19 protein-coding genes and 1 pseudogene are annotated in these 23,291 nt (G+C 71.4%); 12 read left to right on the forward strand and 8 right to left on the reverse strand.

Annotated features, from left to right (window positions below; all coding sequences use genetic code 11):
• Positions 1–6: 6 nt before the first annotated feature.
• From ACFY12_RS26260 to ACFY12_RS26280, 5 genes and pseudogenes are all read right to left on the reverse strand, one after another.
• A complete protein-coding gene (locus ACFY12_RS26260; RefSeq protein WP_390718362.1) occupies positions 7–1,278 on the reverse strand; it encodes an NAD(P)/FAD-dependent oxidoreductase in 1,272 nt (423 codons plus the stop codon).
• A 477-nt stretch (positions 1,279–1,755) separates the two neighbouring features.
• Positions 1,756–3,210 (reverse strand): deoxyguanosinetriphosphate triphosphohydrolase, encoded by a 1,455-nt coding sequence (locus tag ACFY12_RS26265; RefSeq protein WP_390718363.1) that lies wholly within the window; start codon positions 3,208–3,210, stop codon positions 1,756–1,758.
• 38 nt (positions 3,211–3,248) lie between these two features.
• Positions 3,249–4,199: a sirohydrochlorin chelatase gene (locus ACFY12_RS26270; RefSeq protein WP_390718364.1), complete on the reverse strand. Its 951-nt coding sequence runs from the start codon at positions 4,197–4,199 to the stop codon at positions 3,249–3,251.
• Positions 4,200–4,388: 189 nt separating this feature from the next.
• Positions 4,389–5,405 carry an adenosine deaminase gene (locus tag ACFY12_RS26275; RefSeq protein WP_390718516.1) on the reverse strand — a complete coding sequence of 339 codons (1,017 nt, stop codon included), beginning with the start codon at positions 5,403–5,405 and terminating at the stop codon, positions 4,389–4,391.
• 33 nt (positions 5,406–5,438) lie between these two features.
• Positions 5,439–5,873, reverse strand: a pseudogene (locus tag ACFY12_RS26280) (gamma-glutamylcyclotransferase family protein); the annotation flags it as partial.
• Positions 5,874–6,176: 303 nt separating this feature from the next.
• Here ACFY12_RS26280 and ACFY12_RS26285 point away from each other — a divergent pair.
• On the forward strand, positions 6,177–6,833 hold the full coding sequence (locus ACFY12_RS26285; RefSeq protein WP_390718365.1) for a vancomycin high temperature exclusion protein: 657 nt from the start codon (positions 6,177–6,179) through the stop codon (positions 6,831–6,833).
• A 159-nt stretch (positions 6,834–6,992) separates the two neighbouring features.
• Here the strand turns inward: ACFY12_RS26285 and ACFY12_RS26290 are convergent, their stop codons facing one another.
• Positions 6,993–8,390: a hypothetical protein gene (locus ACFY12_RS26290; RefSeq protein ID WP_390718366.1), complete on the reverse strand. Its 1,398-nt coding sequence runs from the start codon at positions 8,388–8,390 to the stop codon at positions 6,993–6,995.
• Between the two features lies 1 nt (position 8,391).
• Complete coding sequence (gene cutA, locus ACFY12_RS26295; protein ID WP_390718367.1) at positions 8,392–8,688, reverse strand: divalent-cation tolerance protein CutA; 297 nt, start codon at positions 8,686–8,688, stop codon at positions 8,392–8,394.
• A 462-nt stretch (positions 8,689–9,150) separates the two neighbouring features.
• On the opposite strand from cutA, the gene ACFY12_RS26300 reads away from it, so the two are divergent.
• The 3 genes from ACFY12_RS26300 to ACFY12_RS26310 all read left to right on the forward strand — a co-directional run bounded on the left by ACFY12_RS26300 (position 9,151) and on the right by ACFY12_RS26310 (position 11,158).
• The gene (locus tag ACFY12_RS26300) at positions 9,151–9,504 is read left to right on the forward strand and encodes a cupin (protein ID WP_390718368.1); all 354 of its coding nucleotides are present in this window, start codon (positions 9,151–9,153) and stop codon (positions 9,502–9,504) included.
• Between the two features lie 209 nt (positions 9,505–9,713).
• Entirely contained in the window at positions 9,714–10,124 is a 411-nt protein-coding gene (locus ACFY12_RS26305) for a RidA family protein (protein ID WP_390718369.1), read from the forward strand.
• Positions 10,125–10,273: 149 nt separating this feature from the next.
• Positions 10,274–11,158, forward strand: coding sequence for a class I SAM-dependent methyltransferase (locus ACFY12_RS26310; RefSeq protein WP_390718370.1), 885 nt, complete (start codon positions 10,274–10,276; stop codon positions 11,156–11,158).
• Between the two features lie 29 nt (positions 11,159–11,187).
• Here the strand turns inward: ACFY12_RS26310 and ACFY12_RS26315 are convergent, their stop codons facing one another.
• Positions 11,188–11,976 carry a sulfite exporter TauE/SafE family protein gene (locus tag ACFY12_RS26315; RefSeq protein WP_390718371.1) on the reverse strand — a complete coding sequence of 263 codons (789 nt, stop codon included), beginning with the start codon at positions 11,974–11,976 and terminating at the stop codon, positions 11,188–11,190.
• A 162-nt stretch (positions 11,977–12,138) separates the two neighbouring features.
• Between ACFY12_RS26315 and ACFY12_RS26320 the strand changes: the two genes are divergently transcribed.
• The 8 genes from ACFY12_RS26320 (at position 12,139) to ACFY12_RS26355 (ending at position 23,113) form a co-directional block, all read left to right on the forward strand.
• Entirely contained in the window at positions 12,139–13,347 is a 1,209-nt protein-coding gene (locus tag ACFY12_RS26320) for a M20 family metallopeptidase (protein WP_390718517.1), read from the forward strand.
• Positions 13,348–13,471: 124 nt separating this feature from the next.
• Positions 13,472–13,990, forward strand: a complete 519-nt coding sequence (locus tag ACFY12_RS26325; RefSeq protein ID WP_390718372.1) for a helix-turn-helix transcriptional regulator — start codon at positions 13,472–13,474, stop codon at positions 13,988–13,990.
• A gap of 275 nt (positions 13,991–14,265) precedes the next feature.
• Positions 14,266–15,447 (forward strand): DUF2306 domain-containing protein, encoded by a 1,182-nt coding sequence (locus tag ACFY12_RS26330; RefSeq protein ID WP_390718373.1) that lies wholly within the window; start codon positions 14,266–14,268, stop codon positions 15,445–15,447.
• 15 nt (positions 15,448–15,462) lie between these two features.
• Entirely contained in the window at positions 15,463–16,524 is a 1,062-nt protein-coding gene (locus ACFY12_RS26335) for a hypothetical protein (protein WP_390718374.1), read from the forward strand.
• Positions 16,525–16,646: 122 nt separating this feature from the next.
• Positions 16,647–18,773 (forward strand): glycoside hydrolase, encoded by a 2,127-nt coding sequence (locus ACFY12_RS26340; RefSeq protein ID WP_390718375.1) that lies wholly within the window; start codon positions 16,647–16,649, stop codon positions 18,771–18,773.
• 162 nt (positions 18,774–18,935) lie between these two features.
• On the forward strand, positions 18,936–21,620 hold the full coding sequence (gene nirB / locus ACFY12_RS26345; RefSeq protein ID WP_390718376.1) for a nitrite reductase large subunit NirB: 2,685 nt from the start codon (positions 18,936–18,938) through the stop codon (positions 21,618–21,620).
• Between the two features lie 80 nt (positions 21,621–21,700).
• Positions 21,701–22,156, forward strand: coding sequence for a nitrite reductase small subunit NirD (nirD, locus tag ACFY12_RS26350; protein WP_390718518.1), 456 nt, complete (start codon positions 21,701–21,703; stop codon positions 22,154–22,156).
• Positions 22,157–22,186: 30 nt separating this feature from the next.
• Positions 22,187–23,113 (forward strand): oxidoreductase, encoded by a 927-nt coding sequence (locus tag ACFY12_RS26355; RefSeq protein WP_390718377.1) that lies wholly within the window; start codon positions 22,187–22,189, stop codon positions 23,111–23,113.
• The last annotated feature ends 178 nt before the right edge of the window (positions 23,114–23,291 follow it).

Below are 23,291 nucleotides of genomic sequence, written 5' to 3' on the forward strand. Positions count from 1 at the left end.
CGCACGCTACGGGAGCAGCGAATCGAGCGGAACCTCCGGATCGGCCAGAGCGGCGGGATCGATCGGGCGGCCGGAGCGGATGAGCCGCTGGATGGTTTCGGTGACGTCCCAGACGTTGACGTTCATCCCGGCCAGCAGCCGGCCGTCCGGGGCGAGCCAGAAGGCGATGAACTCCCGCTTGGCGACATCGCCACGGCAGACGACCTGCGCGTACGAGCCGGGCGGGGCGTAGCCGGAGTACTCCATCCCGAGGTCGTACTGGTCGGAGAAGAAGTACGGGACGCGGTCGTAACTGACGTCCTGGCCGAGCATGGCGCGGGCGGCGGCCGGGCCGCCGTTGAGGGCGTTGGCCCAGTGTTCGACGCGCAGGCGGGTGTCGAGGAGGGGGTGGTCGGCGGCGGCGACATCACCGGCGGCGTAGATGTACGGGTCGGAGGTGCGGAGCCCGGAGTCCACCGCGATGCCGCCACCCGCCGAACCCGCGCGGTCCACGAGGTCGAGCCCGGCCTGTTCGGCGAGGGCGGTGCGCGGGGCGGCGCCGATCGCGGCGAGCACGTCGTGGGCGGGGTGCTCCTCACCGTCGTCGGTGCGGACCGCGAGTACCATGCCGTCCTGGCCGACGATCTCGGTGAGGCGGGCTCCGAAGTGGAAGCGGACGCCGTGTTCGCGGTGCAGCTCGGTGAACAGGCCGCCGAGTTCGGGGCCGAGGACGCCGTACAGCGGGGTCGGGGCGGTTTCGATGACGGTGACTTCGGCGCCGTAGGTACGGGCCGCGGCGGCGACCTCCAGGCCGATCCAGCCGCCGCCGGCGATGACGAGCTGCCCGTTCTCCCGGCCGAGGGAGGCGAGGACGCCGCGGAGCCGCTCCGCGTGGGCGAGGCGGCGCAGGTGGTGCACACCGGCCAGGCCGGTGCCGGGGATGTCCAGGCGGCGCGGTTCGGCGCCGGTGGCCAGCAGCAGCTTGTCGTAGACGATCAGGGCGCCGTCGCCCAGGCGTACGGTCTTGGCCGCGGGATCCAAGTGGACGGCGGGCTGGCCCAGATGGAGCTCGATCTGAGCCTTGGCGTACCAGGCGGGTTCATGGATGAAGACGCTGTCGCGCTCCTCCTTGCCGAGCAGGTACCCCTTGGACAGCGGGGGGCGCTCATAGGGGTGGTCGCGCTCGTCACAGATGAGGATCACCCGTCCGGTGAAGCCCTCCGAGCGGAGCGTCTCCGCCGCCTTCGCTCCGGCCAGGCCACCCCCGACGATGACGAACGTCTGGTGTGCGTCGACCACTTGCTTCCTCCTCGTTGCGGTGCCGTACGTCCGCGACCGTCCGCGTCCGCGTCCGTAAACGCCCCCCGTGTCTCTCTCCCCCGTGATTCCCCCCGTCTCCTCCCGCGTCCCTTCCCGGTCCCCTGAGGTATCCCCGAGGTGTCCCTGATGTTCTCCCGGTGTACGTCCGGGTGCGTCCGGTGTACGTCCGGTGCTTCCCGTGTACCTCCGGTGCTTCCCATAGATGTACGCGGCGCTGTCAGGGTTCCCGTCAGGATTTCCGTCAGCGGTGGTGAAGGTTCCCATGCGGCACCGACAAGGCTCCTGTCCGGTCCCGGCAAGGTTCCCATCCGGCACCGACAAGGCTCCCGTTCGGCCCCGGCAAGGCTCCCGTCCGGTCCCGGCAAGGTTCCCGTCCGGCGCCGTCGGGGCGCGGCCGGCTCCGAGCGTCCCGCACGGAGCGTGAGGGGGGAAGAGGGCTTACCCCTAGGGTCTCCCTCAGTTGACCGTCGCGTTACCCGGACGTCGGGTGAGACGGGCGTGCAGAGAGCGGGCCGAGGCGTCCGTCAGGGCCGCGATCTGGTCGATGACGGCACGCATGCGGGCGGTGTCGTCGGGGGCCGCGTCGAAGAGTGAACGGAACTGCGGATCAAGGCCGTCGGGGGCCCGGGCGAGCAACGCCTCCGCCAGTTCGGCGATGACCACGCGCTGGTCGGCACGGAGCGCCTCCTGGTCGGGGCGCTGGATCACATACCGGTCGGCGACGGCTTTCAAAACGGCGCATTCCAGCTGTGTTTCGGCCGGAACCACTAGCTCCGCCTGGTAGCGGGTGAGCCGGCCGGTGCCCCACCGGGCCCGGGTCGCGCCCTCGGCTGCCAGGCAGAACCGGCCGATCAGCTGGCTGGTGGCGTCCTTGAGACGGGCCTGGGCGAGCGCGGAGCCGTCGTAGCCGTGCGGCCACCACTCCTGCTCCAGGAGACGGTCCAGCGCCGCGGCCAGCTCTTCGGGGCCGGCGCCGGGCGCATAGCGCTCCGCGGCGACCGTGAAGATCTCGGCGCGCTCGGCGTCGGCGAGCAGGAGGTTGGGGTCGAGGTGTCCGGCGTGCAGCCCGTCCTCGACGTCGTGCACCGAGTACGCGACGTCGTCGGACCAGTCCATGACCTGCGCCTCGAAGCTCTGCGCCCCGTCGGGAGCGCCCTGCCGGAACCATGCGAACACCGGCAGGTCGTCCTCGTAGACCCCGAACTTGCGGGACGCGGGGTCGGTGGGGTGCGCGCCGCGCGGCCACGGGTACTTGGTGGCGGCGTCGAGGGCGGCGCGGGAGAGGTTCAGCCCGACGCTGACCGTCGTGCCGTCCGGGGCGGGCACGAACCGCTTGGGCTCCAACCGGGCCAGCAGCCGCAGCGACTGGGCGTTGCCCTCGAAACCGCCGCAGGGCGCGGCGACTTCGTTGAGCGCCTGCTCGCCGTTGTGTCCGAAGGGCGGATGGCCGAGGTCGTGCGCCAGACAGGCGGTCTCGACCAGGTCCGGGTCGCAGCCGAGGGCAGCACCGAGTTCCCGGCCGACCTGGGCGCACTCCAGGGAGTGGGTCAGCCGGGTGCGCGGGCTGGCGTCCCAGGCGGGGGTGTGCGCACCGGGGGTGACGACCTGGGTCTTGCCGGCCAGTCTGCGCAGCGCGGCGGAGTGCAGTACCCGGGCGCGGTCGCGCTGGAAGGCGGTGCGCCCGGGCCGTTTGTCGGGCTCGGGGACCCAGCGTTCGGTATCGGCCGGGGTGTAGCCGGGGATGGTGGGGGCGTCGCCCGTCGGCGTCCCGGGGGTTGGGGGTGTCCCTTGTCCCGCTGTCGTCCCTTGTCTCGCTGTCGTCCCTGGTCCCGATGGTGTTCCGGGGGTCGACCGTGTTCCGGGGGTCGATGGTGTGCCAGGGGTCGATGGTGTGCCGGGGGTCGACGGCATGTCGGACCCCGATGGTGTGCAGGATGATGTGCTGCCCGTCATACGGCGACGGTAGCCGCCCTGGTGCTCTCGGAGCCGGATCCGGTACGCGTGACGAGCGCCTGGTCGTAGCGGTGGAGTACCAGATGGGCCAGCGCGGGGTGGTCTCCCAGGGGTGCGGCGGCGACTCCGGGGGCGGCGGCCGCGCACTGGGTGGCGAAGTGGCCGGGTGCGGTGAAGCAGCCGGCGACCGCGATCCGCTGGTGGCCGCGAGCGGTCAGCGCCCGTACGGCCTCGGCGACGGTGGGGGCGGCGGCAATCTGAGAGGGGCGACGCGATGGGGGTCCCCCCGGACGGAGTCTGGGGGAGTCTCCGGCCGGGGTGGTGGCGGGCGACGGGTGGGCATAGGCGGGCATCACGGGGAGTCCGTCGAGCCGGGCGGAGAGCAGCCGCGCGGTGCGTTCGGTGTCCTGGGCGGAGCGGGCTGCGCGGGAGCCGGCGGCGGCCAGGATCACGGCCGTGGTGCCCCAGCCGGACGCCGCACCGGCCTCCAGCAGCCTGCCGTACAGCGCCTCGGCGAGGAGGGCGTGCGGCCCGAGGGGCTCGGCGACCCGGCCGGTCAGATGAGGCGCGTCGGCCAGTGCGGCGGGCAGATCGTGGGTGACGTGGTAACCGTGGCCGAAAAGCAGCGGTACGAGGACGGTCTCGCCGCGCAGCTCGCGGAGGGTGTCAGCGAGCAGCGGCCGGTTGAGTTCGATGTGCCCGAGCCGCACGGACAGTCCGGGGCGGAGGGCGCGGACCCGGTCGAGCAGGGCGCGGATGGCGGGCAGCGCGCGGGGGTCCCGGCTGCCGTGGGCCACCGCGACGAGGGTGGGGGCGGCAGGCCCCGTATCGAGGGAAACGCGGGGAACGAGAGGAACGAGGGGAACGCGGGGCACGACGGGAAACGGAGACGGGGACAGCGTCAGGGACGGGGACTGGAGCAGTGGGTGTGGTATCGGCGCCCTCATGCAGTGAGCGTGGCAACCGAGCATTGCGGGGCCGTTTCCCCGCGACGACATCCGTGTTCCGTACGGCTACCAGCCCAGCCGGCGGGACAGTGCGGCCGACGGGACGGTGTGGCCGGCGGGACGGTGCGGCCGCCTCGTGTGCGACCGCACCGCGCGCGTCCACCTCGCGTAAACGGCCTGTCCCAGGCGTCACCCGACCCGTGCGGCCGCCTCGTGCGCGTCCACCTCCTTCAGGTACCTCGCGCGGGTGTCCTCGTCCAGGAAGGAGGCGCGGAAGGAGTTCCGGGCCAGCGTGCGCAGCGTCGCGTCATCGAGGCCCAGGGCCTCCCGTACGGCGATGAAGTTGTCGTCCACGTAGCCACCGAAATAGGCGGGGTCGTCGGAGTTGACGGTCACCAGCAGCCCGGCGTCCAGCATCGCGGGCAGCGGGTGCGCGGCGAGGTCGTCGATCACCCGCAGCCGGACGTTCGACAGCGGGCACAAGGTGAGCGGCACCTGCTCCGCCGCCAGACGGGCCACCAGCCGCTCGTCCTCCATGCACCTCACCCCGTGATCGATCCGGTCCACGCCGAGGACGTCCAGGGCCTGCCACACATAGCCGGCGGGCCCCTCCTCCCCCGCGTGCGCCACACACTTGAGACCGGCCTCCCGGGCCAGCGCGAAGACCTCCGCGAACTTGGCCGGCGGGTGCCCGACCTCGGCCGAGTCCAGGCCGACCGCGGTGATCCGGTCCAGGTACGGGCGGGCCGCCTCGAAGGTCTCCAGGGCGGAGTCGGCACTCTCGTCGCGCAGGAAGCACATGATCAGGCGGGTGCTGATGCCGTAGCGCTCCTGGGCGGTGTCGAGCGCGCGGGCCAGGCCGCCGATGACCGTACCGACCGGGACGCCGCGTGCGGTGTGCGCCTGCGGGTCGAAGAAGATCTCGGCATGCCGTACGCCCTGGTGCCGGGCGCGGGCGAGGTAGGCGTGTGCGAGGTCGGCGAAGTCGTCCTCGGTGCGCAGCACGGCCATCAGCGCGTAGTAGAGGTTGAGGAAGGACTGGAGATCCTCGAAGGAGTAGGCGCGGCGCAGCTCGTCTTCGGTGGCGTAGGGCAGGGTGACGCCGTTGCGCTCGGCGAGTGCGAAGGCGAGCTCGGGCTCCAGGGTGCCCTCGATGTGGAGATGCAGCTCCGCTTTGGGCAGCGGGCGCGGCTCTGCCGAAGGCAGTGGACGCCGGGCGTTGTCGTTCAGCCAGTCACCGCCCGGGATGAGGGTGCCACCGGCCCGGAGGCGGGCAGCGAGCGGTTCGGCCGCCAGGTAGACCCAGGCCCGTACGGTCCGCCCGTCCAGGCACACGGCTTCGGTGACCACTCGCTCGTAGAGGTTCTCCGGGGCACCGGGAGCAGCTGGAGCAGCAGGAGCTGCACCGGGGACGTAGCCCTCCAGCCGGTCCAGCGTCGCCTGCACCCCGTCGTAGTCGGTCTCGCCCGGCTCGACGAGGGTGCCGTGCACCACCGCGTCCGCGGGCCCGGCGATGGCGTACGGGTATCCGGGGCCGTCGTAGAGCAGCGCGCCACCGATCCGGGCCGGTTCCTCACGGACGGTCCGGCCGCGCAGCGCCCAGGCGTGGTTGGCCTGGCCGGGGCGCAGCGTGCCGTAGACGAAGAACGGCAGGCGCTCGGGTTCGGCGGTCATGGTGGTGCGGTCCTCTCAGGGGCGTTTCCGGGATCCGGTCCGAGATCCGGTCCGGGACTCGGTCCGAGATCCGGTCCGGGGCCCGACACGGTCCCGGGCCAGGGTGTTTCCCCCGCCACGATGCCAGTCGCCCCTGCAACCATCATCGGCCGGGGGGCGTCGCAGCCTGCGAGATCGACCGACCGCTGGTCGACCGACCGCTGTCGGAGCGATACGGCGATACGGCCGTACAGCGATACGGCCGTACACAGCGGTACAGCACAACGCTACGGCGGTACGGCTGTACGGACGGGGGAACAGAAAATGCCACATCTGCCACGGACCCGGCGCGCCTGGCGCCGCACCTATCAGGTCATGGTGGCCGTCACCGTGCTCGCACTGGCGCCCGCCACCTGGCTGCACGTCACCGCGAACCCCCGGCTGCGCACCGTCGCCGACGCGCCCACCGCCCCGGTGGCCATCGTCTTCGGCGCCGGCCTATGGGACGGCAAGCCGTCCCCGTACCTCGCCGACCGGCTGGACGCGACGGCCGAGCTCTACACCCGCGGCACGGTCCGTGCGGTCCTGGTCACCGGCGACAACAGCCGGCACGACTACGACGAGCCGGACGCCATGCGCGACTACCTGGTACGGCACGGAGTCCCGGCCCGAAAGATCGTCAACGACTACGCGGGCTTCGACTCCTGGGACTCGTGCAGCCGCGCCCACCGGATCTTCGGCGTGGACCGGGCGGTGCTGGTCAGCCAGGGCTTCCACATCCGGCGCGCGCTGGCACTGTGCACGGCGGCCGGCATCGACGCGTACGGCGTCGGGGTCGCCGCCCGGCACGATGTGACCTGGGCGTACGGCGGCGTCCGGGAGATCTTCGCGGCCGGGAAGGCAGCGACGGAAGCGCTCCTGCGGCCCGATCCGCACTTCCTCGGCCCGCGCGAGGAGGGGCTGACGGAGGCGCTGCGGTAGCGCGGGCGACCCGAGCGCGCCCCGCCACCATCACTGGCGGGGCGCCCCACCACCCCTGGCAGGGCGCCCCGCCTTCCCTCCTGCGTAGCGCGACGCCCCGCCATCCCTGGGTCAACCGGTCAACCAGTCAGCGGGTCAACCGGTAAGCCGGTCAGCCGGTCAGTTCTTCGGCGCGCCGGCGCTCGCGCGGGTGGCGCGGGTGTAGAGGCTGAGGATCTTCTCCCCGAAGTAGGGGCTGTAGGAGACCCGGTGGTTGTCCCGGCCCTTGGGGCCACCTCCGTGGAGACCGCCGATCAGGCCGATGATCCGGCCCGTCCCCGTCGCCTCGTCGAAGTCGGCCAGCCAGGGGCCGCCCGAGGTGCCGCCGTAGAACCCGGAGCAATCCACCCGCAGTTGGCGTGTGCCGGCCAGCCGGGCGGTCCGGGCGGCGCAGCGTACGGCCTGGTCGGCCGGGTCGTGGCGGACGGTGGGGTAGCCGATGACGGTGACGTCGTTGGCGTAACCGGGCGTCTGGGCAAGGACATTGCCGCCGGTGACCTCTTCGAGGGAGCGGCCCTCCACAGAGGGTGCAACAGTCGCGAACGCGAAGTCGAGGTCGGACTTGGGTCCGGTGGTACCCCGGTCGGGGTAGGCGAAGGTTTCGGTGATCGCCCACACCCCGTAGGGCTGGGTAGCCGCGCCGGATCGATACTGCGGGACAAATGCGGCGCGGGAGCCCAGATCGCAGTGCCCGGCGGTGAGGATCAGGTTGCCCTGCGGGCTGTGCACCACGCTGGCGGTGCAGTGGTGGGCCCTGGCGTCCTTGTCCACGGAGAACAGCACACCGACGGACGGCACACCGTCGAAGTGCCGTGCGCTGGCGTGGGGTTGGGATGCGGCGTGGGGCTTGGCCGGGGAACCGGCCGCGGGCGGAGTGGTGCCGGGCCGCCCTGGGGTGTCGGTCCCGGCCGACGGGGCGTCGGAGTGCCCCGCATGCCCAGACTGCCCTGGCCTACCGTCCCCATCCCCTGACGGCGCGTCCGTGGACTGCCCCGGACTGTCGCCCCCAGAAGTCGTCCCCTCCCCGGGAGACACGGTGTCAGGCAGCCCCGGCGCACCGTCACCAGCCGACGCGCCCGCGGACTGCCCAGGAGTGTCACCCCCGGAAGTCGTGTCCTCCCCGGGAGACACGGTGTCGGACTGCCCCGACGCACCATCCCCGGCCGACCCGTCCGCAGACTGGCCCGAGGGGTCTTCGCTCCTGGCCGGTGCGGCGGCCGCCATCCGCTTGGCGGTCCAGTACGCGGCCGCGTCCCGACTGGTCCACTTCTTCCCGCCGGGGGCGGGGCTGGGAGGAGGGCTGGGGCGGCCGCTGTCCGATGCGGCACCGCGGGTGCCCTCTATGGCGTGTCCGACGGGCGCGATGGCCAGGCACATCGCCAGGCCGAGCACGGCCGTCGCGGCCTTGCCCCAGCGACGCCGGGTCCGCCCCGCGAGCCCGCCGCGCCCCTTCTGCTCCTGTCCCCGCTCTTGCCCCTGCACCTGCTCCAGCTCCGGCCCGGCCTTGTGTCGTGCCACGTCAGCTCGTCTCCTCTGCGACCCATGACAGGTAGCCGCTGCCACCTCGGGTGATCGGGGTGGCGATGATCTCGGGGGTGTCATAGTCGTGCACCTGCAGGAGATAGCTCTCCAGCTCCGCGTAACGCGCCTGCGCCGTCTTGAACAGCACCTGCCACTCCCGGCTGGTCTCGATCGCGCCGTCCCAGTGGTACACCGAGGTCACCGGCGCACTGATCTGGGCGCAGGCGGCGAGCCTGCCCTCGATCGCACCGCGGGCCAGCCGCTCGGCCTTCTCCTCGCTGTCGATGGTCGTCATCACCGTCAGGAATCCGGCCGACGGTCCGGCCGGACCGTGCGCTTCGGACGGTCCGGGCACTCCGTGCGGTCCGGGTGAGGGGGACGGTCCCGACGGATCACGCGGATCACATGGATCACACGGATCACGGGGATCACTCAGGGCGGTGGGGTCGGCCACGGTTGCGCATCCTTCACGTGGGGGGGGCGACGGACGAGACGCCCGCATCGTACGGCCATGATGATCATCCCGTAAGTGACGGGCCGAGCCTTCACCGGCACGCCACCCGGACGCCCTGTCCGGAATCCCTCCCCACATCCGCCACATCCGGAATGCCCGCTCACCTGCACCGCGCCCGGATTCCCCGGTTGCATCCACCCGTGCAACAGCAACGATGGAAGGGAGCTCAGCAGCCGGAGGCGGTGGCGCGGCCCGCCCGGCCGGCGCCGGCGCGCTCACCGTCCGCATGCGAAAGGCAGCACGATGGACGACCTCAACGCGCTCACCCGCCAGCAGCTCGACGATGCCAGAGCCTCCGCCCACGGGCGCAGCGCCCACCTCTTCCTGCACGACGGCCCGCTGCGCCAGACCGTGATCGCACTGGTCGCGGGCACTGTGCTGGACGAGCACAACGCACCACCGGCATCGAGTCTGCAAGTACTTCACGGCCGGGTCCGCCTGACCGGCCCCGGCGGCGGCCAGGAACTGAAGGCCGGTCAGGTCGCCATGATTCCGCACGAACGACACGGACTGGAGGCCCTGGAGGACTCGGCGGTGCTGATGACGGCCGTCACAGAGGTGTCAGCACGGGTCCGCGGGGTGGTCACTACGGGGTAGCGCAGAGAAGACGGCGCTACAGAGCCAACAACTCCCCAAGGGCAACGGTCCACGCGTGCCCGTGCCGCTGTGTGCCCGTGCCTCGGCCACCCGGAAATTACGTCGAATGTGGCGCGGACCTTTGACAGGGTCGTGAGCACCCGAAGCCGAAGCCGCACCCGCACCCGCACCCGCACCCGCACCCGCACCCGAGAGGAACGCCCGTACCCGTGCCCCGTGCCGTCACATTGATCCGCTCCGCTTCCCTGTCCAATGTCGCCGAGTACGCCTACGCGGCCACGGCCCCCGCCGAGTCCCGGCTGATCTTCCTCGCCGGGGCGTGCCCACTCAACGAGGACGGCTCCACGGCCGCGATCGGGGACTTCGCCGGGCAGGCGGCCAAAGCCGTGGAGAACCTGCGGACCGCCCTGGCGGACTCCGGTGCGGCGCTGCACGACGTCATCAGCACCCGCGTCCTCGTCGCGTCCCACCGGCAGGAGGACCTGGTCACGGCGTGGGAGGTGGTCCGGGACGCGTTCGGCGACCACGACGTCCCCAGCACGCTGATGGGCGTCACCGTGCTCGGCTACGACGACCAGCTCGTGGAGATCGAAGCCATCGCCGCCGCCCTCGACTCTTGAGCCGAGCCGACGCGAACCCCCAACCGGAGCCCCGCTGCCCCACTGCCCCCACCACCCACCACCCACCACCCATCGCCCCGTCGCCCATCGTTCCGTCGCCCCGAGTTCCGAGTCTTCACATTTTTCTGAATGCTACGTAGGCTGTGGGCATGAACGGTACGGGGAGCAGGACCACACCGAACACCACAGGCACCACGGGCACCACAGACACCGAGGCGCACACCCTGCACCTCACCAAGGAGAAGGAAACCCTTCTCGCCACGCTCTACGGCCGCGCGCTCGACAGCCGCGCGAAGCAGCCGATCCTGGGCGACAGCATGGCCGTGGACACCGTGCGGCGAATCCACCGCGACTTCCACTACGACTTCCGGAAGATGCGGCTGAACTCCGGCGACGCCGCCGGAGTCGCCCTGCGCGCCCGGCAGTTGGACATCTGGACGGCAGGCTTCCTGGCCCGGCACGAGCAGGCGACGGTGGTGCACCTCGGCTGCGGCCTCGACACCCGGATATACCGGCTCGATCCGGGACCAGGGGTGCGCTGGTTCGACATCGACTACCCCGAGGTCATCGAGCTCCGCCGGAAGCTTCTCCCGCAGCGGGCGGGGTACACCACGATCCCGTCCTCGGTGACCGACCCCGCGTGGGTGGAGCAGATCCCGTCGGACCAGCCGACGATGATCGTGGCGGAAGGCCTCCTGGTGTACCTGACCGAGGAGGAGGGTACGGCCCTGCTGCGCCGACTGATGGCCCACGCCCCCAGCGGCGAGCTGGCCTTCGACGCCTTCAGCCCCCTCGCGATCCGTACGCAGTGGCTCAACCGCGTGGTGATGAGGGCCGGCGCCCGGCTGCACTGGGGCACGGACACCGAGGGCATCGCCCGACTGAGCCCGCGGCTGAGGATCGTCGAGAACATCAGCATGGTGGAGACACCGGAGGTCGAGAAGCTCCCCGCGGCCAGCCGTCTGATGGCCCGCACGGCCGCGAGGATCCCCGCGGTACGGGACATGGGCCGGATGTACCACTGCACGTTCTGACCACAGGTCGGTTCAGACCACAGGTCAGTTCAGACCGCGATCCACTGGTCGTACGCCAGCTTGCACAGCAGCGCGACGACCACGACCACCAGCACCCCCCGCACAAATCCGGCACCCCGCTTGAGCGCCATCCTCGCGCCGACCATCCCTCCGACGAGGTTGAACAGCGCGAGCAGCGCGCCGAGTTGCCACAGCACGGTGCCCTGGATCGCGAACATCGTCAGCGCGCCCACGTTGGTGCAGACATTGACGACCTTGGCGGTGGCCGAGGAGGAGACGAGATCCATGTGCAGTACGGCGGCGAGCGCGACGACGAGGAACGCGCCGGTCCCGGGCCCGACCAGGCCGTCATAGAAGCCGATCCCCAGACCGGCGACGAGGACGGCTGTCAGCACACGCCGCCGGGAAACCGGCCCCGACGGCGCGGGCGCCGTCCCGAAGGCGGGACGGACGACGACGAACGCCAGCACCGCCACCAGCACCGCCATGATCAGCGGACGCAGCACCTCACTGTTGACACCGGCCGCGAAGAACGCCCCGGCCAGCGAACCGGCGGCCGCGGCGAGACCGATACGCAGCGCGATACGGACGTCGATCGGCGCCTTACGGATATAGGTGACCGCGGCGGCCGCGGTGCCGACGATGGCGGTGGACTTGTTGGTGCCGAGAACGTACGCGGCGGGCACCTGCGGCAGACCGAGCAACAGGGCAGGAAGCAGCAACAGTCCACCGCCGCCCACCACGGCATCGATCCACCCCGCCGCCAGCGCGGCCAGGCAGAGCAGGGTGAGCGTGAACAGCGATATGTCAGCGGGCACCAACTGATCTTACGAAGCCGGGCGCACGCCGTGCTTCTTCACGATCTGACGCATCCCGGCGAGGACTTCGGCCAGCGGCGGCCCGGCGTTGGTCTTTCCCGCTGGTGAGTGGTCCGTATTCGTTTCCGCCGTAAAGGGTGGGGCATTCAATGCCCCATGACCATGAACCTCCGCGATGACGCCCGTGCCCTGTCGGACGACCTCGTACGGCTGCGCCGTTCGCTGCACCGTATTCCCGAGACCGGGCTCGATCTGCCCCGTACGCAGGAGGCGGTGCTGGCCGAGCTGGACGGGCTGCCGTTGGAGGTGAGTACCGGCGACTCACTGAGTTCCGTCACCGCGGTGTTGCGCGGTGGACGGACCGGGCCGGCAGTACTGCTGCGCGGGGACATGGACGCGTTGCCGGTCGCCGAGCGGACCGGGCTGGACTTCGCGGCCGACAGCGGCCGGATGCACGCCTGCGGGCATGACCTGCACACCACCATGCTCACGGGCGCCGCCAAACTGCTCTGCGCGCACCGCGACCGGCTGGCGGGCGATGTGGTGTTCATGTTCCAGCCGGGCGAGGAGGGCTACGACGGCGCACGGCACATGCTGGACGAGGGGCTGCTGGACACGTCGGGAAAACGGCCGGTCGCGGCGTACGCGATCCATGTGCTGTCGGCCGGTGTGCCGAGCGGGGTGTTCCGGACGCGTGGCGGGCCGGCGCTGGCCGCGTCCAATGTGCTGCGGGTGACCGTACGCGGCGCGGGCGGGCACGGTTCGATGCCGTACCGGGCCAAGGACCCGGTGCAGGCGGCGTGTGCGATGGTGACCGAACTCCAGACGTGGATCACCCGTACCTTCGACGTCTTCGACCCGGTGGTCCTGACCGTGGGCACCTTCCACGCCGGTACCAAGTCGAACGTCATCCCGGACACCGCGTCCTTCGAGGCGACCGTGCGCAGCTTCTCGGACGCCGCCCAGGCGCGGGTCAAGGACGGCACGGTGGAGGTGTGCCGGGGCATCGCGTCGGCGTACGGGGTGGGCGTGGACGCGGAGTTCCTCGAGACGTACCCGGTGACCGTCAACGACGTCACGGAGGCGGATTTCGCGAGCGGGGTGGTGCGGGAGGCGCTGGGTGAGGAGCGCTATGCGCCGATGCCGAATCCGCTGGCGGGCGCGGAGGACTTCTCCCGGGTCCTGGACGAGGTTCCGGGGGCGATGCTGATGCTCGGCTCGCCGCCGGCCGGTGCCGATCCCGAGACCAGTCCCAACAACCACTCGCCACTCGCCGTGTTCGACGACGCGGTGCTGGCGGACGGTGCGGCGGTGTACGCGGAGCTGGCGGCGCGGCGGCTGGAGCGGGAGGGGCAGGAAGGGCGGAGGTAGGGGCGGGGGCAGGGCCGCCCCGTAGGGGGCGGTCGAACAGATCCCGTAGGGGTCGCGGGCGCCCCTTGCAGGCCACAACGTGGTGGGTACGGCGGGTATTCCTGGGGCGCGGTACGGTCGCGGCATGTCTGACGCCCGCCGGTTGACCACGCCCTCGTTTCTCGTGCTCGGCATCATCGACAAGCTCGGTGAGGCCAGCCCGTACGACGTGAAGGTCGAGGCCGCCCGTACGGTGGCGCCGTTCTGGTCCGTGCCGCATGCGCAGGTGTACGCGCAGTGCGACCGGCTGGTGGCGGCGGGCCTGCTGTCGGAGGTCCGGCAGGAGGGCGGGCGCAATCGCCGGATGATGAAGCTGACGGAGACCGGTAAAGCGGCTCTGGAGGAGTGGCTCGCCGATCCCGCCTTCGTACCGGTCGAGGCGCGTGAACGCGGCATTCTGAAGCTGTGGTTCGGGGCCCGTCCGGAGGTGCTCGCTCCGGTGCAGCTCGACGAGCACCACCGCACGCTCACGGAGTACGAGGAACTCGCGGAGGGCGTGGGGGACTTGCTGACGCGGGGGCAGCGCGAGGCGCTGGAGTTCGGGATCCGTTATGAGCGGATGATGGTGGATTTCTGGCAGTGGGTGGAGCAGCGCGGAGCGTGATTCCCACGGGCGTGACCCCCACGAGCTCCAACCGCCGGATCCCGTAGCCGCACGTCGTACCGCCTTCCAACTTTCCCTTCTGTCACGGGCATTGACCGCGTTCCGGATCGGCCCTACCTTCTCGATAGTCCACTCTGGACTGTACAGGCTGGACCATCGGCTACCGGTACCGACACTGGCAGCGGTACCGGTTACGGGCCACTGGCTAACAGCTACCGGATTCCAGCTGTCGACTATCGGCTGAGGGCCGCGATCGAAGGATCGGAGGAGTCGCCGTGCACCGTCCGAGGAAGGTCACCTGGGGCCGCGTGGCCACGATCGCCGTGGTGGTCGTCTGCGTGGGCTACGCGCCGATCGCGATAACCGAGATATGGCCGTACTCGCAGCGGGGCGCACCGGCGTTCGGGGAGTGGCTGCTGTCCCGCGCGGTGTCCCCGCGTTATGTCGCCGATGCGCTCGCGACCCGGATCGGGCCGTACGGGCACAGCCTGGCGGCGCTGATCGTGCACACGGTCCTGGGTGGTGCGCTGATGCTGCTCGGACCGGTTCAGCTGCTCTCGGCGGTGCGGCGCCGCGTCCGGCTGCACCGTGCCGTGGGGGCGGTGTTCGCGGTGACGGTGTACGTCTCGATGGCGGGGGCGGCGGTCTATCTGGTGCGCACCGCGCCGGGCGACGCGTTCAGCGGGGCGGCGTTCTGGATCGTGCTCGCCACCCTCCTGGTCGGCACCGTGATGAGCGTGACGTACGGAATCGCCGCGGCCATCGGGAAGCTTCCCGACCTGCACCAGCGGTGGATGCTGCTGTGCTACGGCTTCCTCATGTCCGCGCCGCTGCTGCGCCTGGAGTGGGGAGTGCTGCCGTCGCTGATGCCGGGCCTGTCCATGGCGGACATCAACCGGGTCGCGATCATGCACCTCGGCTCCGTGGTCGCGTTCGGTGCGCTGCTCGCCTCCCGTGGGCTGGACAAGCGGAGGACGGTCGCCGGGGTGGTCGGGACATGGGCGCCGACGCCGGTGCTCGCCATGGCGCACCTCGCCGGTGCGGGGGCTGTGGCGTGGATCGTGTGGTGCTACCTGGGGTGGGGTGCGGAGGGGCAGCGGATGCTGGCCGGTTACCTGGTCCCGTACGCGGTGGTGTACGGCGTGATGGCCGTCCGGCAGCGGCGTGCGGGGCGGGAGGGACGGAGCTGGGCGCGCGAGGAGTGGCGGCTGCATCTGACCGGCCTGTGCCTGGCTCCGGTGTTCTCGGTCGCCGCGGGGCTGGCGTTCGAGCGCTTCATGGGCCTCGACCGGCAGACGGCGCTGACCGCCGGAGTCACCATCGGCTGCGGGATGTTGGCGTTCGCGGCGACCACCGCGGTCAGCCTGCGTGTGCTGTACGGGCGCGAACTGGTCAAGCGGGAGAGGGCGGCCGCTGCCGCCGCCCGCGGCACGCGCCAGATCGCCGGGACTGTCTGAGGAGGAACGACCGGTATGCCCAGCACTCACGACGACACTGACGACGTGCCCAGCGCTGACGGCGTGCCCAGCGCTGACAGCATTCCCAGCGCTGATGGCATTCCCAGCACCAGCACCAGGGAACCTGAGCCGAATCAATCCGAGCCGACTGAGTCCGAGGCCGCGCCGAACCCGTCCCCCGGTGACCCGCCGGACCGCTCCCCCGGTGGCCGCGAGCTGACCGTCGGGGTGACGATGCTGGCCGGAGCCGTGGCCCTCATCGGCATCCTCGTCGGCGGGCTCATGGCGGGTGTGAGCCTTGCCGGGCAGGTGTTCAGCGCCTGGCAGTCGGCCGGGCCGCTGAGCCCCGGGGTGGTCGGCGCGGCCATGGTCGGCGTCGCACCCGGCCTGTTCATGGTCGGACGGGCCCGGATCTGGGAAGAGGTACGGACTCTCGTTCTTCCGCTCGTCATCGTCCTCCTCGGGCTGCTCGCGGTGAGCCTGCTCAACGCCGACAAGCTCCAGGCGGCCGAGGGCGGCTCACTGTTCCTCGTCCTGTTCAGCCTCGGCTGGGTGGCCGTGCTCGGCGTGCTCGGTGTGTGTGCGGTCGGGTGCCTGGTCCGGCAGTACGTGAAACCCGGACGGCCGCGGGAGGATCGGGACGTGCCGCTGGAGGATCAGGGCGTGCCGCGGGAGGATCGGGGCGCCGTTCCGCTGCCGGGCTGGTCGAAGCCGTTCCTGGCAGTGCTCGGATCGGCGTGGTTCGGTAGCGGGGTCGGGCTACTGGCCCTCCCGGGGTTCTGGGGCGACTTCGTACCGTGGCAGGTGGACCGTCCCGATGCGCAGGCACTCGGGGTCTGGGGGCTGGCGCTCGGCGTCGGCGTCCTCGGGGCACTGGCCGAGGACGATCTCCGCCGGCTCCGCCCGGCGTTGCTCGCCCTGCCCGGCATCGCTGTGGCCGTGGCCGTCGTGGTGAGTGTGCGCGCATCGGACGTCGACTGGACGTCCGGGCCCGGTCTGGCCCTGATCGGCATGGTCAGTGGCCTCCTGGTAGCCGGAGTGACCGGCTGGCGGCTCTTGAGCGCCCCCTCCTCTTAGCTCCCTGAACACCTCCTTTTCGCTCCGTGAACACCTCCTCTCAGCTCTTGGCCCGCGCTTCTCTTGGCTCCTCTTATAACTCTTCTTAGAACTCTCTTAAACCCCGGGACTATCCAGTCCCCATGACATCCAAGGTCCCCACAGCCTCCAACACTTCCGAGCCCCCCGGGATTCCCGGGATCCCCAACTCGCCCGAGAACAGCGGGCTTAGCCTCCGCGTCCGCCCCCGCACCACCCCCACCCGTGTGCTCGCCGCCTCCCTCGCCCTGGCGGCGACCGCGCTCGGCGTCTCCGGGTGTGGCAGTGCGTCCGCCGGCACCTTGGAGGGCAACCGGCTCGAACTGCCGGTCTCCGGTGGGACCGCCGTCGTCGACACCACCACCCTCGCGGTGACCGCACGTACCGGTGACGGCCAGCAGATGGAGCTGTCCGGGCCGGCCGCCGGCGGCGGGCTCGGCGCACCGGGACCGGTGACCCGTACGGCCGAGGGGGCACGCTGGAGCTACCCCGCCAAGGGGCTGAGCGTGACGGCCGGTACGGAGCGCGGGCGGCTGCGGATCCGGCTGCGGTCGGACCGTGACGGGAAGGTCGACTGGCCGGTGACCGGCACCGACAGGGCCGCCTCGGTCATCCAGCTGCCGCGCGGTTCGGGCCTGGACATCCCCGTACGGGACACGTTCTGGAACTCCGCCGAGAGCGGGCTGGCGGGCAAGGCGGTCGACGTGGGCGCCGAACTCGCCCTCCCCCTGTGGGGCTACTCGACATCCACACAGTCGAAGTCCACACAGCCGACGTCCGCACCGTCGACGCCCGGCCGGCGCGGGCACGGCGTCAGCTACCTCACCCCCACCGACATCGGCACCTCCCTGAACTTCGCCTCCACCGGGGGCCGGCTGCGCGCCACCGCCGCGCACGCCTTCGACGCCGGTGAGGAGACCCGCGACTACGAGGTCACCTTCGCCCTCACCGACGGCAATCCGGTCGCCCCCGCCGTCGACTACCGCTCGTACCTCGCCCAGCGCGGCCAGCTCGGCAGCCTGCGCGAGAAGATCCGCCGGAACCCGGCCAACGAAAAGCTGCTCGGTGCCTTCCACGCCTATGTGTGGGGCGACGCCCGTACCGCCGCGGGCGTCGAGAAGCTCAAGAAGCTCGGGGTGGACCGGATGTGGCTCGGTTACGACTCCGGGAGCGGGAAGAGCGCCCCGATGAACGCCCAGGCCGTACAGGCCGCCAAACGGGCGGGCTACCTCGTCGGCCCGTACGACACGTTCTCCAACGGGCAGAACCCCAAGACCGCGGACAGCCCCACTTCGGCCTGGCCTGACCGGGTCTACCCCGACTTCTGTATACGACGGGCCGACGGCACGCCGCAGCCCGGCTTCGGCAACCCGCCGCGCGGCTGCTACCTCAGCTCACGCGCCTTCGAGCGGGCCGAGCCGGACAAGCACTACCTCGCCGACCGCACCCGCAAGATGATCGCCAACGGGGCGGACAGCTACTTCCTCGATGTCGACGCGACCGGTGAGGAGTTCCGCGATCACGGCGCCGGCCACGAGATGACCAAGGCGGGCGACCGCGAGAACCGGCTCGCCCGGATGCGGCGGCTGTCCCGGAACCTCGTCCTCGGCTCCGAGTCCGCCCAGGCCTGGGCGAACACCGTGGTGGCCTTCAACCACGGCTCGGGCACCCCGGTCGCCGAAGGCCTGTGGGCGCTGCAGCGGGACAAGGAGAAGTGGGGCGGCTACCTCCCGGAGACCGCTCCCAAGAACTTCTTCAAGCCGGTCCAGCTGCCGGACGACCTGGCCACCGCCATGTATGACCCCAAGTACCGCGTGCCGCTCTACGAGACGGCGCTGCACGGCTCGCTCGTCAACGCCGAGCGGTGGGAGCTGTCCTACGACAAGCTGCCGGCCCAGAAGACCACCCGCGCGCTGCTCGCCATGCTCTACAACACACCGCTCAACTACGTCCTCGACAGGCCGACGATCGAACGGAACGGCCGCGAACTCGCCGCGCTGCAGAAGTACTTCTCGCCGCTGCACCGCGCCGCGGGGACCGAGCAGATGACGTCGTTCCGGTGGCTGACGGGCGACCGCACCGTCCAGCGCACGGTCTTCGGCGACGGCACCCTCACCGTCACCGCCAACTTCGGCACCCGGGCGTACGAGGGCCTGCCGGGCGGCTGCGTGGACGCCAAGCTCACCACGGACCGGGCGCCGCGCCGCCTGTGCCCGGCCAAGCTGAGCTGACGCCGAGACCCCGTACAGGCGCGACCGCGCGCGTACGGGGACGGCGGCGCCGAGGGGCCGGACCCGCCTCACACCCCGCGTGGCTCCGTACTGAGGGCAGCGTTCCGCCCGGGAAACAGTGCAGATGCGGGCGGGTAACAGCCGGACCGCACGCTGACGAGCATGACCACCACACCCCCGCACCCCGACACCGCACCGGGTACATCGGGTACACCGGGTGCATCCGGTACACCGGCCGCCGCCCCGACCATCGTCCTCGTAGGCCATGGCATGGTCGGCCAGCGCTTCCTGGAGGAGCTGGCCGACCGTGGGGTCACCGGGCGCGCACGGGTGGTCGTCCTGTGCGAGGAGCCCCGACCGGCGTATGACCGGGTCCAGCTGACCTCGTACTTCTCCGGCCGGACGCCGGACGACCTGAGCCTGGTCGATCCGGACTTCCTGGCCCGGCACGGCATCGAGCTGCATCTGGGCGACCCGGCCACCGCCGTCGACCGCACCGCCCGCACGGTCACCGCCCGTTCCGGCCTGACCGTCCGCTACGACGCCCTGGTGCTGGCCACCGGCTCGTACCCCTTCGTGCCGCCGGTGCCCGGCAAGGACAGTGCGGGCTGTTTCGTCTACCGGACCGTCGAGGACCTGCTGGCCATCGAGGAGTACGCCAAGAACTCCCGCACCGGTGTGGTGGTCGGCGGCGGGCTGCTCGGTCTGGAGGCGGCCGGTGCGCTCAAGGGGCTCGGGCTGCGCACCCACATCGTGGAGTTCGCCCCCCGTCTGATGGCCCTCCAGGTCGACGAGGGCGGCGGCCGCGCGCTGCGCCGCACCGTCGAGGACATGGGCCTGGAGGTGCACACCGGCGTCGGCGGCAAGGAGATCGTCGCGGACGGGTCGGGCGCGGTGGCCGCCATGGGGTTGTCCGACGACTCCCGGATCGAGACCGACCTGGTGGTCTTCTCCGCCGGGGTCCGCCCGCGCGACCAGCTCGCCCGGGACTGCGGGCTGCCGGTCGGGCAGCGCGGCGGGATCATCATCGACGAGCAGTGCCGTACCGGCGATGCGGCGGTGTACGCGATCGGCGAGTGCGCGCTGGCCGCCGACGGCCGGGTCTACGGGCTGGTCGCGCCGGGCTACGACATGGCGCGGGTGGCAGCCGCCGGCATCGCCGCGCGGCTCGGCGACACCACGCGGCTCGGCGACGCCACGCGGCCCGGTGGCGTCCCCGGTGAGCCGGACGGCTTCACGGGCGCCGATCTGTCCACCAAGCTCAAGCTGCTCGGTGTGGACGTGGCCTCCTTCGGTGACGCGCACGGCACCGCCGACGGCTGTCTGGACGTGGTCTACTCCGACGCCCGCAGCGGTGTCTACAAGAAGCTGGTGATCGGCGCGGGCGGCGAGCTGCTGGGCGGGGTGCTGGTCGGCGACGCCGAGGCGTACGGCATGCTGCGGCCGCTGACCGGCACCGTCCCCCCGCTGCCGCCCGAACAGCTGGTCCTGCCGGCCGGGGTCGCGGCGGACGGCGGCGGGGCGGCGCTCGGCCCGGAGGCGCTGCCCGGCGACGCGGTGATCTGCAGCTGCCACAACGTCACCAAGGACGCCATCCAGGCCTGCGAGACGCTCCCCGAGGTCAAGCGGTGCACCAAGGCGGGCACCGGGTGCGGCAGCTGCGTCAAGATGATCGGCAAACTGCTGCCGGACAGCGGCGACCAGAGCCTGTGCGGCTGCTTCCCGCACACCCGCGCCGAACTCTACGAGATCGTCCGCGTCCGCCGGCTCACCTCCTACGCCGAACTGCTCGACGCCCACGGCCGGGAGGAGGCGCGGGGCGGAGAGGGCTGCGAGATCTGCAAACCGGCGATCGGGTCGGTCATCGCCTCGCTCGCCCCGTCGGTCGGCGCCGACGGCTACGTACTCCAAGGGGAGCAGGCGGCGCTCCAGGACACCAACGACCACTTCCTCGCCAACCTCCAGAAGAACGGGTCCTATTCGGTCGTGCCCCGTATCCCGGGCGGCGAGATCACCCCGGAGAAGCTCATCGTCATCGGTGAGGTGGCGCGTGACTTCGGCCTCTACACCAAGATCACCGGCGGTCAGCGGATCGACCTCTTCGGCGCGCGGGTCGATCAGCTGCCGCGCATCTGGGCACGGCTGGTGGACGCGGGCTTCGAGTCGGGCCATGCGTACGGGAAGGCGCTGCGCACCGTGAAGTCCTGTGTGGGGCAGACCTGGTGCCGCTACGGCGTGCAGGACTCGGTCCGTATGGCGATCGAACTGGAGCTGCGCTACCGGGGGCTGCGCGCCCCGCACAAGCTGAAGTCCGCGGTCTCCGGCTGCGCGCGGGAGTGCGCGGAGGCCCAGTCCAAGGACTTCGGTGTGATCGCGACGGCGAACGGCTGGAACCTCTACGTCGGCGGCAACGGCGGCGCCACCCCGCGCCATGCGGACCTGCTCGCCCAGGACCTCGACGACGCCGAGCTGATCCGGCTGATCGACCGCTTCCTGATGTTCTACATCCGCACCGCCGACCGACTGGAACGCACCGCCGCCTGGCTGGAGCGGATCGACGGCGGCCTCGCCCACGTACGCGATGTCGTCGTGCACGACTCCCTCGGGCTCTGCGACGAACTGGAGGCCCTGATGGCCGCCCATGTCACGCACTACCGGGATGAATGGGCCGAGACCCTGGCCGACCCGGAGCGGCTGGCCCGCTTCGTCTCGTTCGTCAACGCGCCGGACGCCCCGGACCCGTCCGTCCGCTTCGTGCCGGAACGCGATCAGGTCAAACCGGATCTGACGCTGCTGGCCGGACCGGCCCTGCCCGTTCGCACTCTGGAAGGGACCTCTGCCCGATGACTCCTCCGACGCACCACACGACCGACAAGACATCCATGACCCGCACGACATCCATGACCCGCAAGGCATCCATGCCTCACATGACCACCACCGCCACCGCCACTGGGGCTGGGGCCGGGGCCGGGGCTGCCACCGCGGCTGCCGCTGGGACTGCCACCGCGACTGCGACTGCGACGATCGAGATCCGGTGCCCCGGCGGCGGCTGGCTCGCGGTCTGCGGGCCGGAGGCTCTCATTCCGGGGCGCGGCGTCGCCGTCCTCCTGCCGGGCGGCACCCAGGCCGCGCTGTTCCGGGACCGGGCCGGCCGGATCCACGCGATCGGCAACCGTGACCCGTTCACCGGTGCCCAGGTCCTCTCGCGCGGCCTGACCGGCTCGGCCGAGGGCCGCCCGTTCGTGGCGTCGCCGCTGCTCAAGCAGCGTTTCGACCTGGCTACGGGGAGCTGCCTGGAAGATCCGAAGGTATCGGTTCCCACGTACCGCGTACGGGTTCTGACTCCAGGTCAGCCGCCCCTGCGCCAACAGCGGTGCGCGTAACCTGGTTCTCCCCTACGGAGGAGCGCAGGCGTGACCCGGTGGAACACCAGCCACATCCCCGACCAGACGGGCCGCTCGGCGGTCGTCACGGGCGCCAACAGCGGCCTCGGCTATGTGACCGCACGCGAACTGGCACGGCGCGGCGCCCAGGTGGTGCTGGCCTGCCGCAACGAGGCGCGTGGCGGCGCCGCGCTGGACCGGCTGCGCTCCGAAGTCCCCACCGCCGAGGCAGAGTTCCGTCCACTGGACCTCGCCGACCTGGCCTCCGTACGGCGCTTCGCCGCTTCCCTCGACGATGTCGCCGGTGACCGCCTCGACCTGCTGATCAACAATGCGGGGGTGATGGCGCTGCCGTACCGCACCACCGCCGACGGTTTCGAGATGCAGTTCGGCACCAACCACCTCGGCCACTTCGCCCTGACCGGGCTGCTGCTGCCCCGGCTGCTGGCGACCCCCGGGGCCCGGGTCGTCACCGTCTCCAGCATGCTGCACGTACTCGCCGACCTCGACTACGACGACCTCAACAGCGAGCGCTCCTACCGTCGCTGGATCGCCTACGCACGTTCCAAGAGCGCCAACCTCCTCTTCGTCCACGAGCTGTCCCGCCGGCTGGCCGCGGCCGGCTCGCAGCTGCTCGCCGCCGCCGCGCACCCCGGATACGCCGCCACCAACCTGCAGACCGCGGGCGTACGGATGGAGGGGCGCTCCAGCGCCGAACGGGTCGTCGAACTGGCCAACCGCTTCATCGCCCAGTCCCCGGAGGGCGGTGCCCTGGGCACCCTCTGCGCGGCCACCGCCCCGCATATGCGGCCGGACTCCTTCATCGGCCCGCGCGCCGGACTGCGCGGCGCCCCGGCCAAGTCCTTCCGCGCGCCCTGGACCAGGAAGGACGCGAACGGCGAGCGTCTGTGGGCGGCGTCGGAGCAGCTCACCGGCGTGCGCTACGACTTCTCCTGACGACCGGGTTCTCGTGAGGGAGCCGGTTGCCCCGCCGTGGCCATTTGCCCCGATGTGACGGATTTACCCTGGCGGTGCCCACCCTCCCCCGTCAAGATCTCGTGAAGAACGCCCTTTCGCCCGCCAAAGGGGCGCCAAGACCTGAAGACGGCGCTCTCCGTGCCCCGCACGCTGGGCT

The organism is Streptomyces sp. NPDC001339 (assembly GCF_042895955.1).
Lineage (GTDB): Bacteria > Actinomycetota > Actinomycetes > Streptomycetales > Streptomycetaceae > Streptomyces.

Coding starts and splice junctions, on each gene's coding strand:
- ACFY12_RS26265 (WP_390718363.1), bottom strand. CDS start 3,210: ATGCCGTCGACCCCCGGCACACCATCGACCCCTGGCACACCATCGACC.
- ACFY12_RS26270 (WP_390718364.1), bottom strand. CDS start 4,199: ATGAGGGCGCCGATACCACACCCACTGCTCCAGTCCCCGTCCCTGACG.
- ACFY12_RS26285 (WP_390718365.1), top strand. CDS start 6,177: ATGCCACATCTGCCACGGACCCGGCGCGCCTGGCGCCGCACCTATCAG.
- cutA (WP_390718367.1), bottom strand. CDS start 8,688: ATGACGACCATCGACAGCGAGGAGAAGGCCGAGCGGCTGGCCCGCGGT.
- ACFY12_RS26300 (WP_390718368.1), top strand. CDS start 9,151: ATGGACGACCTCAACGCGCTCACCCGCCAGCAGCTCGACGATGCCAGA.
- ACFY12_RS26310 (WP_390718370.1), top strand. CDS start 10,274: ATGAACGGTACGGGGAGCAGGACCACACCGAACACCACAGGCACCACG.
- ACFY12_RS26320 (WP_390718517.1), top strand. CDS start 12,139: ATGAACCTCCGCGATGACGCCCGTGCCCTGTCGGACGACCTCGTACGG.
- ACFY12_RS26325 (WP_390718372.1), top strand. CDS start 13,472: ATGTCTGACGCCCGCCGGTTGACCACGCCCTCGTTTCTCGTGCTCGGC.
- ACFY12_RS26335 (WP_390718374.1), top strand. CDS start 15,463: ATGCCCAGCACTCACGACGACACTGACGACGTGCCCAGCGCTGACGGC.
- ACFY12_RS26340 (WP_390718375.1), top strand. CDS start 16,647: ATGACATCCAAGGTCCCCACAGCCTCCAACACTTCCGAGCCCCCCGGG.
- nirB (WP_390718376.1), top strand. CDS start 18,936: ATGACCACCACACCCCCGCACCCCGACACCGCACCGGGTACATCGGGT.
- nirD (WP_390718518.1), top strand. CDS start 21,701: ATGACCACCACCGCCACCGCCACTGGGGCTGGGGCCGGGGCCGGGGCT.